The organism is Rhizobium sp. ZPR4 (genome assembly GCF_040215725.1).
Lineage (GTDB): Bacteria > Pseudomonadota > Alphaproteobacteria > Rhizobiales > Rhizobiaceae > Rhizobium > Rhizobium rhizogenes_D.
Genome location: NZ_CP157967.1, coordinates 2,131,018 through 2,147,070, shown reverse-complemented (window position 1 = coordinate 2,147,070; position 16,053 = coordinate 2,131,018). Strand labels below are relative to the sequence as shown.

Annotated in this window: 15 protein-coding genes; 4 read left to right on the top strand and 11 right to left on the bottom strand. The window is 60.4% G+C overall.

All coding sequences use genetic code 11. From position 1 onward, the window contains the following. Positions 1-64: 64 nt before the first annotated feature. Genes ABOK31_RS10555 through ABOK31_RS10545 form a run of 3 tightly spaced genes read right to left on the bottom strand, consistent with a single transcriptional unit; the run spans position 65 to position 2,421 of the window. The gene (locus ABOK31_RS10555) at positions 65-448 is read right to left on the bottom strand and encodes a VOC family protein (protein ID WP_349955993.1); all 384 of its coding nucleotides are present in this window, start codon (positions 446-448) and stop codon (positions 65-67) included. Next, complete coding sequence (locus ABOK31_RS10550; RefSeq protein ID WP_349955992.1) at positions 414-1,613, bottom strand: MFS transporter; 1,200 nt, start codon at positions 1,611-1,613, stop codon at positions 414-416. The genes ABOK31_RS10555 and ABOK31_RS10550 overlap by 35 nt, the downstream gene beginning before the upstream one ends. A gap of 22 nt (positions 1,614-1,635) precedes the next feature. After that, a complete protein-coding gene (locus tag ABOK31_RS10545; protein ID WP_349955991.1) occupies positions 1,636-2,421 on the bottom strand; it encodes a DeoR/GlpR family DNA-binding transcription regulator in 786 nt (261 codons plus the stop codon). A gap of 198 nt (positions 2,422-2,619) precedes the next feature. Here ABOK31_RS10545 and ABOK31_RS10540 point away from each other — a divergent pair, with 198 nt between their 5' ends. Together ABOK31_RS10540 and leuA are read left to right on the top strand one after the other, a co-directional pair. Continuing rightward, entirely contained in the window at positions 2,620-3,804 is a 1,185-nt protein-coding gene (locus tag ABOK31_RS10540) for a benzoate/H(+) symporter BenE family transporter (protein ID WP_349955990.1), read from the top strand. Between the two features lie 328 nt (positions 3,805-4,132). Next, entirely contained in the window at positions 4,133-5,839 is a 1,707-nt protein-coding gene (gene leuA / locus ABOK31_RS10535; RefSeq protein ID WP_349955989.1) for a 2-isopropylmalate synthase, read from the top strand. Between the two features lie 69 nt (positions 5,840-5,908). On the opposite strand, the gene ABOK31_RS10530 is transcribed toward leuA, so the two are convergent. From ABOK31_RS10530 to ABOK31_RS10510, 5 genes are all read right to left on the bottom strand, one after another. Beyond that, complete coding sequence (locus ABOK31_RS10530; RefSeq protein ID WP_349955988.1) at positions 5,909-7,753, bottom strand: ABC transporter ATP-binding protein; 1,845 nt, start codon at positions 7,751-7,753, stop codon at positions 5,909-5,911. Positions 7,754-8,026: 273 nt separating this feature from the next. Then, entirely contained in the window at positions 8,027-8,230 is a 204-nt protein-coding gene (locus tag ABOK31_RS10525; RefSeq protein ID WP_174180334.1) for a hypothetical protein, read from the bottom strand. A 100-nt stretch (positions 8,231-8,330) separates the two neighbouring features. Then, positions 8,331-9,170, bottom strand: a complete 840-nt coding sequence (locus ABOK31_RS10520) for an anti-sigma factor (RefSeq protein WP_349955987.1) — start codon at positions 9,168-9,170, stop codon at positions 8,331-8,333. A gap of 3 nt (positions 9,171-9,173) precedes the next feature. Further along, positions 9,174-9,686 (bottom strand): RNA polymerase sigma factor, encoded by a 513-nt coding sequence (locus ABOK31_RS10515; RefSeq protein WP_349955986.1) that lies wholly within the window; start codon positions 9,684-9,686, stop codon positions 9,174-9,176. Between the two features lie 400 nt (positions 9,687-10,086). Beyond that, positions 10,087-11,025 (bottom strand): metallophosphoesterase, encoded by a 939-nt coding sequence (locus tag ABOK31_RS10510; RefSeq protein WP_174180328.1) that lies wholly within the window; start codon positions 11,023-11,025, stop codon positions 10,087-10,089. Positions 11,026-11,075: 50 nt separating this feature from the next. Between ABOK31_RS10510 and ABOK31_RS10505 the strand changes: the two genes are divergently transcribed. Next, positions 11,076-11,567 carry an NUDIX domain-containing protein gene (locus tag ABOK31_RS10505; RefSeq protein ID WP_349955985.1) on the top strand — a complete coding sequence of 164 codons (492 nt, stop codon included), beginning with the start codon at positions 11,076-11,078 and terminating at the stop codon, positions 11,565-11,567. Between the two features lie 15 nt (positions 11,568-11,582). Here the strand turns inward: ABOK31_RS10505 and ABOK31_RS10500 are convergent, their stop codons facing one another. Next, a complete protein-coding gene (locus ABOK31_RS10500) occupies positions 11,583-12,572 on the bottom strand; it encodes a glutathione S-transferase family protein (RefSeq protein WP_349955984.1) in 990 nt (329 codons plus the stop codon). Positions 12,573-12,922: 350 nt separating this feature from the next. On the opposite strand from ABOK31_RS10500, the gene ABOK31_RS10495 reads away from it, so the two are divergent. Further along, complete coding sequence (locus ABOK31_RS10495; RefSeq protein WP_349958920.1) at positions 12,923-13,519, top strand: N-acetyltransferase; 597 nt, start codon at positions 12,923-12,925, stop codon at positions 13,517-13,519. 33 nt (positions 13,520-13,552) lie between these two features. On the opposite strand, the gene ABOK31_RS10490 is transcribed toward ABOK31_RS10495, so the two are convergent. Both ABOK31_RS10490 and ABOK31_RS10485 read right to left on the bottom strand, forming a co-directional pair. Continuing rightward, positions 13,553-13,978, bottom strand: coding sequence for a GNAT family N-acetyltransferase (locus ABOK31_RS10490; RefSeq protein ID WP_349955983.1), 426 nt, complete (start codon positions 13,976-13,978; stop codon positions 13,553-13,555). 2 nt (positions 13,979-13,980) lie between these two features. Further along, positions 13,981-16,053, bottom strand: coding sequence for a hypothetical protein (locus tag ABOK31_RS10485; RefSeq protein ID WP_349955982.1), 2,073 nt, complete (start codon positions 16,051-16,053; stop codon positions 13,981-13,983).

Sequence of the window (16,053 nt, the reverse complement as noted above, 5' to 3'; positions counted from 1 at the left end):
CAACGTTTCCTGGGGTGGCGAACTCCGAACGGCAAATGATTGCTCCCGCGCGGCTTAGGCAGGCCTATAGGGTAATCTCGATTGGCGTTCCCTCGGGCATCGTGATGACAGCTTCGTAGAAGCCGTCGCCGGTGGTGCGTGGCGGGGATTTCAGGCAGCCGTCCGCCTTGCAGCGCTCGGCCAAAGCGTCGATCGCAGTTTTGCTGCCGAGCGATATGGCAATATGGTCCCAGCCGATGCGTTCACCCAGCGGATCTCCGGGAAGCCAGGGGCCGGTCATCAGCTCGATCTGGTCGTTGCTTCCAGGCAAGGAAACGAAGCGGGAGATGAAGCCTGGGCGGCGCTCGCTTCGATAGGGCTCACCGACCGCCGCGCCGAAATAGGTCTTCCAGAAATCGACGGCGGCATCGAGATCAGGCGTCCATAGAGCGGTATGAGCGATCCGCATCCGTCTCCTCCTGTTTCTGACTGCGCGGTTCCTGATTGCGGGTCACGATGCCGGCGCAGAGCGGTGCGACGCAAAGCAATAGAGCGAGCATCCAGAAGGCGCCGGGCAGGCCCACATGATCCGCGGCGAAACCGACGCCCGCGGGGCCGACCAGCACGCCCGCATATCCGGTCATGGTGATTGCTGCCACAGCCAGGCCTGCCGGCATGACCTTTTGCGTGCCGCCCTTGCGGAAGAGCACCGGCACGATATTTGAGGCGCCAAGGCCGATCAGCAGGAAGCCGCACATCGCAAGGATCGAAATCGGGCTGATCAATAGGATGGCAAAGCCTGCGACTGCGATCACTCCGCCCCACAGCATGATCGCCCTGTCTCCGACCCTTGCGGTGATGGCATCGCCGCTCAGGCGGCCTACCGTCATCGCGATGGCGAACAGCATGTAGCCGAGGCCGCCGTGGCTTGCATCGACCAGACCTTGCGTTGTCAGCAGCAGGGCACTCCAGTCGAGGATCGCGCCTTCGACGAGGAAGGTGATGGCGGCAAGGGCCGCCAGCAGCAGCACGAAGCCGCGGGGCATGACGAAGAGCGGAGCGTCTTCCGATTGAACTGTCCGCAACAGTCGCGGCCATGCGACGACCATGGCAACCACCATCACGGCTGAACTTAACAGCGTGGCGACGAGCGGGCCGGCCTTGGCGGAGAGGAGCAGGGTGACGAGCAGGGAGCCGATAAAGCCGCCGATGCTGAACAGCGCATGGAAGCCGGACATCAAGGGTCGGTCCGCGCCTTTCTCCACTTCGACGGCGTGAATGTTCATGGCGACGTCGAGCGATCCGAGGCAGGCGCCGAACGCCGCCAGCGCAAGGCCAAGGGTGAACGGCGTGCTGGCGATAGCCAGCATCGGCAGAATGATCGCGAGGCCGAAACCGCCCGCGATGATGATCGGCTTGCTGCCATATCGTGCGCTCAACATGCCGGTTGCAAGCATCGCCGCGACCGAACCCAGACCCAGGCAAAGCAGCAGCATCCCCAGCACGCCATCGTCGACCCCGAGACGAGCCTTGGCGAAGGGGACGAGTGGAGCCCAGCAGGCCAGGGCAAAGCCCCCGACCAGAAAGGCAAGTCGTGTTGCCAGCCGGGTTTCCGGCCGATCGGTGGATTGCATGGTCATTCCTTGTCTTTCGAGATCAGGAGGATGAAGTGACGTCGCTTGCCTTGACGAGCGAGAAGCCGGCTTCGATGGCCGCCTTCTCATCGTCGGCAGGCAGCTCATCCTCGATAACAAGCCAATCGATATCGGCAGCGCCGCCAATGCGGTGCGGCGCGCGTTCGTGAAATTTCTCCGAGGTAATCAACGAGATGCGCGCTGCGCTTCTCTTGAGCAGCGTCCGTTTGAAGATCGCATCTGCATGTTCGTACACGCTGATGCCGCTTCTTGCCGAAACGGCGCAGATGCCCAGGAAACAGCGGTCGATGTTCATGGCTTCGATGGCTGCGACGGCGGATGCATCGACGCTGCCGCCGACGACGGGATCGACCGCGCCGCCAATCAGGACGAGCGGGATATCGCCGCGCTTCATGACGGCACTGGCGATGTCGATGGAATTGGTCGCGATCGTCGCTTCCAGGTTTTTCGGGAGAAGATCGATCATCGCGAGATTGGTGCTGCTGCTGTCGATAAACAGAAACTCGCCCGGCTCGATCATCGCGACAGCGGCCTTGGCCAAGGCTCTTTTTCGACCGGATTCCTGTCCGACGCGTGCGACCATCGGTTGCGATGGTGTCAGCAGGGGGAGCGCGCCGCCATAGACGCGGCGGCATTTGCCCTCCGCGGCGAGCGCTCGCAGATCGCGGCGGACGGCATCTTCGGACACGTTGAATTCGGCCGCCAACGATGTGGCAACGATCTGCCGCCCCTCAGCAAGCCGCGCTTCGATGACGTCCCGGCGGGACAATGGGAGTGAATTGCTCATGAGCTTGAATTAACGTGCATAAATAAGAGAGTCAATGTGCACGTTCATGCACGATTTAACTCTGCGTCGATATATTCCGCGAGCGATTTGTCTAGTGACACTGTCATTTTGCTCGAAAACAGCACTTGCACGCCCGATGCTTGTGATGCTCCATGCGCTTTCAATCGATCCTCGCGTGCTCTTCGAGTCTCCATCGCCATGCTCAAAGATTTTTCCGTTCAAAGCCTGTTCATGGGATGCCTCACGGCCTTCGTCGGCTTTGCCAGTTCTTTTGCCGTCGTCTTTCATGGCCTGCAGGTGGTGGGCGCCTCGGATGCACAGGCTGCCTCAGGGCTGACGGCGCTTTCCGTTGCGATGGGCCTCTGCGCGATCATGCTCAGCATGGCGACGAGGCTTCCGATCAGCATCGCCTGGTCGACGCCGGGAGCCGCACTGCTGGCGAGCGCAGGAGCGATCGAAGGCGGCTTTCCAGCAGCGGTCGGTGCGTTCTTCATTTGTGGCATATTGATTGTCATTGCCGGGCTGTTCCGGCCTTTCGGCCGTGCCGTTGCCTCCATCCCGGCGCCGCTCGCCAATGCGATGCTTGCCGGCGTGCTGCTCGGCCTCTGCTTTGCACCGGTGAAGGCGATCGCCTTCAATCCTGCCTTCGGTCTGCCGATCATCCTTGCCTGGATCGTCGTCGGCGCGTTCAAGCGGCTATGGGCGGTGCCGGCGGCACTTGCGGCCTTTGCCCTGGTGCTGGCCTTCGGCGTGAAGATACCGGATGGCGCCTCTGCCTCGCTCGAACATTCGCTGCTTCCGACGGTCGAATTCGTCAGGCCGGTCTTCACGCTTGCCGGCATCGTGTCCATCGCGCTACCGCTGTTCATCGTGACGATGGCGTCGCAGAACATTCCCGGCATCGCGGTGCTGAAGGTGCATGATTACGATCCGAAGCCGGGCCCGTTGTTTGCCGTGACCGGCGTGTTCTCGTTGCTTGCCGTTCCCTTCGGCGGCCATGCCGTCAATCTCGCGGCGATCACCGCGGCTATGTGCGCCGGACATGATGCCCACGCCGATCCCAAGCGGCGCTATTGGGCGGCGATCATCGCCGGTATCGGCTATGTGATCCTTGGATTGCTGGCGAGTGCAGTCACGGCTTTCGTGGCCTTGGCGCCGCCGATCCTCATCGAGGCGGTCGCCGGGCTGGCGCTTGTCGGCGCGCTGTCGAATTCGGCGCTCAATGCCTTCCAGCAACCCGAATCGCGCGAGGCGGCGGCTATCACGTTTCTCGTGACGGCATCGGGCGTTTCCTTCGGCGGTATCTCCGGCGCTTTCTGGGGCCTGATCGCCGGCGGGCTGATGATGGCGCTGTCGCGTGGCGTGCAGATGCTGAAGAAGTGAGCGAGGGGTTGCTTCTTTCCGATCCGGCGGCTATAAGCGCGGCCATGAAGTTGACTGGCGCAAAGATTTCCGAACAGATTGCACGTGGGCGCGTTGCCCTGCGTGACAATACACGCGCCCTCACTTCGCTTCTCCTCCTCGGCCTTACGCGCGGTTGCCGGGTCCTTTGAGGAGCGCCCGGCGGCCGAAAAGCCCGCTGGCCATCGCTCCTCGCGACTTACCCTAAAATCGACAGCTTACCCGCAAAGGGTCCGCATTTATCATCGCCAAGCCGCATCCGATCGGCTAAGACGCGGGATAAAATGACGGGAAAGGAAGAGACGAGACCATGGACGCGAACAGCCATTCCCCCAAAGGCATGCCCGAAGCGACGGTGAAATACCGCGCCTATCCGCAGATCAACATTCCCGACCGGACCTGGCCGTCCAAGATCATCACCAAGGCGCCGATCTGGTGTTCGGTCGACTTGCGCGACGGCAATCAGGCGCTCGTCGACCCGATGGGCCACGATCGCAAGGCGCGCATGTTCCAGCTGTTGCTGGATATGGGCTTCAAGGAAATCGAGATCGGTTTCCCCTCGGCCTCGCAGACCGACTTCGATTTTGCCCGTTGGTGCATCGAGCATGGCAATGTGCCCGCCGACGTGTCGCTGCAGGTTCTCGTCCAGTGCCGTCCGGAATTGATCACGCGCACCTTCGAAGCGTTGGAAGGCGCCAACAAGCCGATCGTGCATTTCTACAATTCCACCAGCGAATTGCAGCGCCGCGTGGTGTTTGCCAAGGATGTGCAGGGCATCAAGCAGATCGCCGTCGACGCGGCGAAGATGATCAGCGACATGGCCGCCAAGGCCGGCGGCGGCTATCGCTTCGAATATTCGCCAGAGAGCTTCACCGGCACCGAGCTGGATGTGGCGCTGGAGATCTGCAACGCCGTCATCGATGTCATGAAGCCGACGCCTGATAACAAGTTGATCATCAACCTGCCGTCGACGGTCGAGATGGCGACGCCGAACATCTATGCCGACCAGATCGAATGGATGTGCCGCAATCTCGACAACCGCGAAAACCTGATCATTTCGCTGCATCCGCATAATGACCGCGGCACGGGCATCGCCGCCGCCGAGCTGGCGCTGATGGCTGGCGCCGACCGTGTCGAGGGCACCTTGTTCGGCAATGGTGAGCGCACCGGCAATGTCGACGTCGTCACCATGGCGCTGAACATGTTCACGCAAGGCGTCGATCCGGAGCTGGATTGTTCCAACATCGAGCGCATGAAGGAAGTCTTCGAATATTCCAACCAGATGGCGATCGGCGAGCGCCATCCTTATGTCGGCGAACTGGTCTATACGGCTTTCTCCGGCTCGCATCAGGATGCGATCAACAAGGGCATGAAGGCCGCCAAGGTCGCCAACGATCCGGTCTGGGAAGTGCCGTATTTGCCGATCGATCCGCAGGATGTCGGCCGTACCTATGAGGCGATCATCCGCATCAACTCGCAGTCCGGCAAGGGCGGCATCGCCTACATCATGCAGCAGGACTACGGCCTGAACCTGCCGCGCAATCTGCAGGTGGAATATCGCGAGGAGATCCAGCGCATCACCGACGAAGAAGGCAAGGAATTGCCTTCCAAGCGCATCTACGAGCATTTCATCGAGCGTTACGTGACCCAACCTGAAGCGCCGCTTCGCTTCATCGATCACCATACTTTCGCCGATCCCGAGCACAAGGGACAGCGCATCGTCGCGGCGGAGATTACCGACAAGGGCGAGGTGAAACGCATCGAGGGGCGCGGCAACGGCCCGATCGACGGCTTCATCAACGCGCTCTCGATCTATCTTGGCATTCCGATGTCCGTTGAGGATTATTCCGAGCACTCGCTCCAGCACGGCTCGAATGCTTCGGCAATCTCCTATGTCGAGATCTCCTATCCGGGCGGCAAGCTTTTCGGTGCCGGCATCAACACCAATATCGTTGCCGCGTCTCTCGAGGCGATCGTATCGGCGGCAAACCGCGTACTCGCCATCAAGGTGGCATAAGGCTCAGGCTTAGTTGCGGCTCTGGCTTGAAAAGCCCCCTCGATTGTCGAGGGGGCTTTTTATCGTCCGTCAATCGGCAGCCGGCTCGTCGCCCTCGATGAAGCCGCCGGATTGGTGCGACCACAGCGTTGCGTAGATGTCATTCCGGGCGATCAGCTCCGCATGTGTGCCGTCCTCGACGATGCGGCCGTGGTCGAGCACGACGATGCGATCCATGCGCGCGATGGTCGACAGGCGATGTGCGATGGCGATGACTGTCTTGTCTTCAATGATGCCATAAAGCGTATCCTGGATTTCGGCTTCGACTTCCGAATCGAGGGCAGATGTTGCCTCGTCGAGCACCAGGATCGGGGCGTCCTTGAGGATGGCGCGCGCAATTGCGACGCGCTGCCGCTGACCGCCGGAAAGCTGAACGCCACGTTCGCCGGCATGGGCATCGAGGCCGGTGCGCCCCTCCAGATCCTGAAGCTTTGCAATGAAGTCGCTTGCGGCCGCCTTCTCGGCCGCAGCGAGAATCGCTTCCTCCGAAAAGCGGGGATTGCCATGGGCGATGTTCTCGCGAATGGAGCGGTGAAGAAGCGATGCCTCTTGGCCGACCACGGCAATCTGCCGGCGCAGGCTATCCTGCGTCATTTGCCGAATATCCTGCCCGTCGATTTCGATGATGCCTGCCTCCGGATCGAAGAAGCGCAACAACAGGTTGACCAGGGTCGATTTGCCGGTGCCGGAGCGACCGACTAGGCCGACCTTCTGACCGGCCTCAATTCGCAGCGAAATGCCGCCCAGTCCGCCATTTCCCTTGCCGTAGTGATGCGCGACCTGCCGGAAGACGATCTCGCCCTTCGTGACGGCAAGCGGCTTGGCGTTCAGCGCGTCGGTAATGGCAAGCGGCTGTGAGACGGTCAACAGTGATTGCCGCATCGCTCCGAGATGGGCAAAGAGCGAGGAAACGGCGTCCAGCATCCATTCGGCCATGCCGGTTATGCGGAAGCTCAGCGCAAGCGATGCCGCGATCAGCCCCAACGGCGCGCCGCCGGACTGCCAGAGGACGACCGCATAGCCGACGAGCGCGACGATGAGGAAGCTGCCGAGGAACAGCATGCTCGAATTGACCAGTACTTCGAGCCTCTGCACCTGGACGAATGTTTTGCGTGTTTGAGAGAAACGGCGATGGGCCTCTTTATCTTCCGCCTTTGCATCGGCAAAAAGCTTGATGAGGTCGATATTGGCATAGCTGTCCACCAGCATGCCGGTCAGTTCGGCATAGGCTCCCTGGTATTGTGCAGAGGCCGTCTGCAGGCGAGGGATGACATAGGCCATCAGGCCGAGATAGCAGAGGAGCCAGACCGCCAGAGGCCAGATGAGGCGCGCGTCGATCGAGGCCATCAGCCAGAGCGAGCCAGCCACATAGATCGCGACAAAGGAGAGTGTGTGCAGGACCTGATAGGCCGCACCCGTCGCTGCTGTACCTATGTCGCGCACCTGGCTGGCGATGCGCCCGGAAAAATCCTGGCGAAACCAGCCGACTGATTGCCGAAGGACATGACGATGAGCCCGCCAGCGAAACAGGGTCTCGGCATTCGGCCGGAATGCGATGTCATCAAGGCTTTCGCGGAGATAGCCGGTAAGCGGCCGTCCGATCAGGACGAGGGCCGCCGCAGCGAGCAGGCCAAACCCTTCGGACGCCCAGAAATTCTCACGGTGGGCGGCGGCAAGATTGTCCACCAGCCGGCTGCAATAGCCGATGAGCCAGATCTCGATGATGGCGCCGATCACGGTCAAGCCGAGGCTCATCGCCATGACTGCGCGAAACGGGCGAAGATTGGTTAGGAGATAGCGCCAAGCCTTGGGTGATGGTTGCGGCTCGTCATGATCCTGAAATGGATCGACAAGCTCTTCGAAGCGACGAAACATGAGTGCCTTCCACGGGCGAATGATAGCAATCTGATGGTCGGGCCGATTAAGCAGCCCTTCACGGCACTGCTTTTCAGCGGTGGTTTCCTGTGCCGTGATTTTTCATCAGAGTGCTCTCCTCATTGGTCGCTGCAACCTCTATAGCGTGTATCGGTGCCGATGTCAGCACCAATTGTACCATGATCGTTCGACATCGGGAGGCGAGCACCGTCCGCGCCTATGCGGCCTGCGTCGAGGTCATCCGAGGATATGTGTTTCAATGGTGCGTTTTGCTCAGGCTTTGCCCTTGGCAAGCTCATCCCGCTGCTTCGTCAGGCGCTCGAGCTCTTCTTCCTGTTCGGCTATCCGCTCAGACGCCCGCTCTTCGTCGGCGGCGCCGGAAAAGGCTGCTGCCTGTTCGATCAGTTCGCGAAGATTTTCCCTTATCGCCGCGATACGCCTGTCGATTTCGGGAATGGTCAGCAGAACGTCAGACATGTCGAAACTCCTGCAAGAATATCGGGCTCATGCGGTTATCGCCACTCATTATCCATCGACCGGCTGATAGCTGCAAGTCGCAAGTCGGATGGAATATCCGTCAGATTTCCGAGGATACCCGATTGGCGATCTGGTCAAGCATCGCATCCGAGGAGGGGCCGACGATCGCATAGGTCGTGCCGTTGCGGTGCCAGGATACGATGCTGATATCGTCCTTGATGGTTTCGCTGAAATCGTCGTCGGCAACGCCGTCCGTCTTGGTAAAGCAGATGGCGACGACATCGCCGTCAAGGTTCTTGTAGATCAGCTGGCCGACCGGCTTGCCGCCGGCGATGAACATACGCGCGCCCTGGAAGACGAGACCATCGGCAGCAAGATCCGGAAAGTTGAATTTGACGCCGACCGTGCTTGTCAGCCATTTGGCGATCTCGTCCAGCTGGCTTGCCTGCAGTTCGACCATATGCTGCGGCTGGCGCGAATAGATGCGGTGATAGGCGGCGATATCATCCAGCCAATTGCGTGTCATAACCTGTGTCGGGATCGGCGGCGGACTTGCCGGGACGTCAGCGGGTTGCATGCCGAAGAGATAGCCGATACCGCCGCCGACGGCGAACAGGATGAGGGCAGCGGCCAGCGATTGCTTGCCGGTAGGCGCCAATTTCAATGATTGCCGGGTGAGGCGCGGAGAGGGATCCCGGGTCTTCGGAGGCTGAGCGCTCTTGATGGAGCGAACGAGCGCCAGCGGCACCGGCTCCTTCAAAACCTCGTCAAACGCCTTGCGACCGACATCGGAGCCGTGCTTCAGCTCATCGAAAATACGCCGTGCATCCGCGTCGGAAGCGATGAGCTTTTCCAGCTCTTCCTTTTCTTCGCGGCTCATCTCACCATCCATGAAGGCGGACAAGCGGACTTCGAGCGGCGTTTTCTTCATGTCTTGCAATACTTAAAACCTTCGAGGCGAGCGACTATGACCCTGGGAGGCAAGGTAAAGGCGCGCACTGGAGAGCCTTGACATCACTGCCGACAAAGGGATGCCGAGGATGTCGGCGGCCTGCTTGTAGCTGTGCCCCTCGACGTCGACCAGCAAAAAGACACTGGCAAGTCCTTCTGGCAAAGATGTGACAAGACGATGCGCTTCGCCGGCTTCCACCAGATTTAAGTGGGTTTGGGATACCGGCTCACCCTGTTCCAGTGCATTGCCCTTTGCGGCAGGGCGCAGCTTGTGGCGCCGGGCCTCATCGACCCATTGATGCCGGGCCATCGTATAAAGCCAGCTTTCCAGCTTGCCGCCGCTGTTCCAGAGATGAAACTTGGCGATGCCACGCTGACAGACGTTTTGGACAAGCTCATCCGCCTCGGCCAGATCACCGGTCAGCGTCACGGCAAAGCGGCGAAGCTTCGGAAGAAGGCCGACCAGATCGCGTCTGATATCAATGGCTGCTACCGGCGTTGGCATGATCGTTCCAGGAAGGCGTTGGGGGTTGTTACATCGACGATTTGCTTCCGCGATGGACGGCCTTCCCCGTAAGAAAGGTGATGCGAGCAGAATAATCGTCCTGTGCTGGTATGAACCATTTCTGTGCCGTTTCGCAAGTCTTCAAAAAGCATCCGCGCGATTGACTGACATTCTTACCGCGATGATCTCACAATGTATCGGGCAGCACTGTCCCGATGCTGCCCAAGCCTTCCAAGATACGGCATCCAGGCCGAATACAAGCCCCGAGAGCCGGCATGCGATGCCCCTTGTCACAACCTCAAAATCCGTCCGGTATTCCGAGATTCCAACGGTTCGATTGTAGCTCCGTATCTTAGAAAACGCTATCGAAACGATGCGGACGACGACGCCAAAAGGCTCATCACGTCGCCAGAATATCGAAGCCTTCAGGATCGACGCCATTGCCATTGTCGTTGAGGCTGAAGCGCTCCGCCTTCAGCTCCCACGCGCCCGGACGGCCGCCAATGGTGAAGAGATTATAAGCGGCGCGCGGCTTCAATCCGCCGACCCCTTGCGATGCGGAGGCGATCCCGACGACGGGGACCGGACCCATTTGGCCGCGCAGCCAATGCAAGGTGTTGAGGTGCGTGTGGCCGTGCAGAACAAGTTCGGCGCCGCCGGTCGAGATGACAGCCGCAAAACGGCGAATGCCGATCATCCGCTTGTAGAAGCTGGTTGCACCCCGAATCGGTGGGTGATGGATCATGACGACACGAAAGAGCCCGGCATCCCCGGCTGCGCGCAGGATGTTCACCGTCTCGCGCGCCTGGCGTGAGGAGTAGAAACCGCTTGCGGCAAAGGGTGGAGTGGCGACGGCCGTGGAGCATCCCACAAGTGCGACCTGCCCCCGGATACGCAGATAGGGGAAAATGCGCTGGTCTTCCGGCCATTCGGCGGGAGCGCGATCGCCTTTGACATAGGGATACCAGGAGCGCATGGCCTTTTCGTAGGCTCCGGGCACGTAGGCATCGTGATTGCCGGGAACGACCGACGTGTGAAGGGGATCCCCCACGGTCTTCAGCCATTCGGCGGCTGTCTGGATCTCCATGCCGCTCGCGAGATTGACGAGATCGCCGGTTACGGCCAGATGATCGGCCTGCTTCGCCTTGATGTCGTCAAGAAGCAGGTCGAGCGTGCCGCCAAAAAGATGCTTGCGCCGGTTCCGGTGCCAGTTCACAAATCCGGTAATGCGTTTGGAGGCGAGTTCTCTGATCGAAAGACGTGGTAGCGGACCAAGGTGAACATCGGAAATATGCGCGAGCTTGAACATGGGATGAGACATAGCCCACTCTATTGTCAAAACAAATACATCCCCAGTCCGATTGAAGATCGGGATGCCGGGGTTCAGGCATGAGCGAAGACAAGCGACGTGACGAAAGGCAGAGTTTGGCGGTGCGTTTGTTCGGCCGTGCGCTGCATGTCTATTTTGTGCTGACCCGCAGCATGACGCTTGGTGTACGTGCAGCCTGCTTCGATCCCGAAGGGCGGATTTTTCTGGTGCGCCATTCCTATATTGCCGGCTGGCACATGCCCGGCGGCGGCGTCGAACGCCATGAGACGGTGGAGCAGGCGCTCGAAAAGGAGCTGCGCGAGGAAGGCAATCTGGTGATTTCGGGCAAGCCGCAACTCTTCCACGTCTATTTCAACAATCGCACCAGCAAACGCGATCACGTCGTCTTTTATCGCGTGGAAGTCACCCAAACCGTGCCGCGCAAGCCGGATCGCGAAATCGTCGAAAGCGGCTTCTTTCCAGTCGATGCTTTGCCAGCTGGCACGACGAAGGCAACCTATCGTCGGCTCAAGGAGTTGGAGGGAGCAGCGGCTCCCTCCAGCTATTGGTAGCTTCAGGCGCTTGGGTCAGGCGGCTTTTGCCAGCCGCTCGCGCCCATGCGGGCGATCGAAATCCAGTTCCGGGCCGATCGGCACGATGCCTGTCGGATTGATTGTCCTGTGGCTGCGATAGTAGTGGTTCTTGATGTGCGCAATGTTTACCGTCTCGGCAACGCCGGTGATCTGATAGAGATCCCGGAGATAGGCCGAGAGGTTGGCATAATCGGCGATGCGGCGGATATTGCATTTGAAATGTCCGACATAGACGGCGTCGAAGCGGATGAGCGTCGTGAACAGCCGCCAGTCGGCTTCAGTCAACCGATCTCCGAACAGATAGCGCTGTGTTGCCAGCCGCTGGTCCAGCCTATCGAGGGTTTCGAAGAGACGGAGCGCGTTTTCCTGGTAAGCTTCCTGCGTCGTCGCAAAGCCTGCCTTGTAGACGCCGTTGTTGACGGTGTCATAGACCTGCTCGTTCAAAGCATCGATATCGGCCCGCAGATCGGTGGGATAAAAATCCGCCGTGGAGTGGGTCAGGCCATCGAATGCCGTGTTGAACATGCGGATGATTTCGGCCGATTCGTTGTTGACGATCGTGCCAGTCTGCTTGTCCCAAAGAACGGGAACGGTCACGCGGCCGGAATAATGCGGATCGGCCTTGACATAGACCTCCCAGAGCTTCGTCGCGTCGAAGAGATGGTCGACGGTGCCGCCGTCTTTCCCCTTGAATTCCCAGCCGTTTTCAACCATCAGCGGATCGACGATCGAGACGGAGATCAACTCCTCCAGCTTCTTCAGCCTGCGGAAAATCAGGGTTCGATGTGCCCAGGGGCAGGCGAGCGAGACATAGAGATGATAGCGCCCGGCCTCTGCCTTGAAGCCGCCGTTGCCTGTGGGGCCGGCGCTGCCATCTGCGGTCACCCAGTTTCGAAATTGCGACGCGGCGCGTTTGAAATGGCCCTTCGTCTCCTTGGTATCATACCAGGCGTCGTGCCAGACGCCGTCCACCAACATGCCCATTGCTCGATCCTTTCGGGAAACTGCCGAAATCTATGTATCTGAAGATACGGCATGCGCGCCGGATTTCGAGACGGCAAATGATGAACACTGCGTCATAGGTGCGGTCGGCTGCCTCATGCAGGGCGCCGGACTCGATAAAAGACATGATGCCGACACGATCTTGCATGAATGAACGGCAGGATGCATTTTGCATTGGACGCGCCGAATATTTCCTGCTATCCGGCTTTTCACACTTTAAGGACCCCTTGTCATGAAGGTAACCAGAAGCCTGCGACGACGCCGATGATCTTGAACGCTCGATGAGCGCTTTCGGGAACAATATCGTCCGTCTATCTGGTTTTCTTGGGCTAATGTACAAGCACGATCTGGTCTACCTCACCGAGGATGCGTCGCACGACGCTGCTATCGAACTCATCAACGAAGAAGCTTTCGGTCCGGGACGGTTCACCCGTGCCGCTGCTCGTATTCGCGAACAGGGGCCGCATGACCTGTCGCTGTCCTTCATCTGCGCCGATGATGGCGAGACGATTGCCTCCGTGCGGATGACGCCGGTGCTGGCCGGATCGGTCAAGGGACATCTGCTTGGCCCGCTTGCGGTGCGTCCGTCGCACAAGAACAAGGGCATAGGCCGCGAGCTTGTGCGGATCGCGGTGGCTGCTGCCAAGCGCAAGGGATCGGAGGCCGTCATCCTCATCGGCGACCCGCCCTATTATTGTCCGCTCGGCTTCGAGAAGGTCGCCTATAACGCCTTGACTTTCCCGGGGCCTGTCGATCCCAATCGGGTGCTGGTCGTGCCGATTGCCGGGGATACGCATGCGCGCCTGCACGGTTCGATCATCTGGCGCGATGATCCCGATCCGGCTATCGCGGCCGAAGACGACGATCTGGATGATATCGTGCAGCTCACGGCGGATGATATCGTGCAGCTCACGGCGATCGCCGTGTAAAGTGCTATCGACGAAAGATCGCCCTGCTTGATATCAGCGAGGCGACAACTTCTTCTGCAGAAAGACCCGGCTGCGACCGGCCGGGAAATCCGGCAGTTCGCCAAAAATGGCATAGCCTTGCCGCTGGTAGGCTTTCAGCGCCTGCGGATTGAAGGTATCGATCCACGCGCCGAAACAGCCGCGCGCGCTTGCCTCCGTTTCCGCCGCCTCCAGGAGCTTTCCGGCCATGCCTTGGCCGCGCAGGCTTTCCGGCACGAAAAGCCATTGCGTGAACAGCCATCCCCAGGCGGTGTAGCCGGATATGCCGCCAATGGTCTTGCCGGCATCGTCACGGATCAGAACCGCCAGGGATTGCCGCCCGGACGGGCCGACGTCGATGGTGTTGAAAGCCGTCAATCCTTCGCTAATGGCGGCGAGTTCGCTTTCTGACGGAGTGTCTGTCACATCGATCTTCATCACATTCACCGTCCTTCGCGCCACCATGTGGCAGAGAAGGCAAAGAGGAGGGCCGCAAGACCGGCAAAGCCGGCAAACAGCGGCAGGGTATTGATGCCCTTCAAGACGGTTTCATCGGTCATGCGGATGGTCAAGCGCTGGCCGTCGGCGACACGCACCGCGCCGCGCACCGGCAGGACCTGCGGCACCGTCACGCTACCATTGGCACCGGCAACGCGAGTGACGAGACCTTTGGTCTTCTGTGCCAGCGGTTTCAGCGTCTCGGTGGTCGAGATCATCGCCTTGAACTCCGGAGCATCGATGGCGCCGATATGAACCAGTGTCGACAGATTGCCGTTGGCGATCTGGTAGAGGCCGATCTCGTTCATATGCTTCTCGGCCTGATAAAGACCTGGCTGCGTCTGCTTGAGCGGCAGGGTCTCACTCTTGCCCGATGGCGTTTTGATCGTGGCGGGGCCGGGATCGTCGCCGATGGTCTGGCGCGTCACCTGCAGCGTGCGGCCAGCCGCATTTGCCGTCAGCGCTTCTTCTTCCAGCGCCGGCTCCTTCAAGAGCCAATGGGCGATGCGGCGATAGAGCGACACATGCGGGCCGCCGCCTTCGAAGCCGCGCGCCCAGAGCCAGCCTTCGTCCGAGAGCAGCATGGCGACACGGCCCTGGCCGACACGGTTCAGCACCAGCAATGGGCTGTTGTCGGCGCCGACCATGACGGTCTGGCCCTGCGGCTTCTCGACGTCGACGCTGCGGAACCAGCGGCCCCAATGCGGCGGTTCGGTGTCGGAGCCATCCAGACCGCGCGTCACCGGGTGCTTGCGGCCCTGATCCGACAGGCGCGGATAAAAGGCCTTCTCGATCATCTGGCCGGTCGGCTCGGCCGGCAGCACCGAAGCAAGCGGCGTCAGCGCGATCGAACTGCCGCCGGCATGTTCGGGACCAGCTGCCACAAGCAGGGCGCCGCCGTTTTCGACATATTGCGCCATGTAATCATAATAGATCGTCGGCAGGACGTTCTGACGGTCCTGATAGCGATCGAAAATGATCAGGTCGAAGGAACTGATCTTGTCGACGAAAAGCTCGCGCGTCGGGAAGGCGATCAGCGACAGTTCGTTGATCGGCGTGCCATCCTGCTTGTCCGGCGGGCGCAGAATGGTGAAATGCACGAGATCGACCGACGCATCCGATTTCAACAGGTTGCGCCAGGCGCGCTCGCCGGCATGCGGTTCACCCGAAACGAGGAGAACGCGCATGTTCTGGCGGATGCCTTCGATCAGCTGGACCGTTTGATTGTTGATGCCGGTGACTTCGCCCGGCACGTCGGCCACGGCAAATTCGAGGACATTGTTGCCGGCGCGAGGCACCTTGAAACTAAAGGGTGTATCCTGGCCGGGCGTTGCCTGCAGCGTGGCGATCTCGTCGCCATTCATCTTGACCGTCACCGCTGCGGTGCCGCCCGGGCTTTTGCCGTCGTCAACGACACGAAACACGAGTTGCTGCTCTTCATTGACGAGACCGAAGCGAGGTGCGCGCACGATTTCAATGCGGCGATCGAATTCATCCGGCTTGCCTGTTATCAGCCCGTGGATCGGCGCGTCGAAGCCGAGCTGCTGATTGACGCCGGGGATATCGTGAATTTGGCCGTCGGTCAGGAAGATGGCGCCGCCGATACGGGCCGGAGGGACGTCGGCGATCGCCGAGGAGAGGGCGGAGAAAAGCCGTGTCGACGGCGAATCCGATTCCACCGGATCACGGAACTCGACGATGCGGGGCTCTATGCGCGGGAATTGCGCCAGCCGATCCTTGAGCATCGCGAGCGCTTCATCCGTCATCTTCGCGCGTTCCGGCGTCTGCTGACTGAGGCTGCGGTCGACGACGACGGGGACGATCGTCGTCAGCTGATCGCGATCCTCCTGCATCAGCACCGGGTTGGCGAGTGCCGCCAGCAGGGCGATGCCTGCCAAGGCGCGAATCCAGCCGCCGCGCAGGCGCCTGTAGATGGCGAGCGCCGCGATGGCGAGCGTCAGCACCGCCAAAGCGGCAAGCACGGGCCAGGGGAGGAAAGGGGCAAAACCGATATTCAT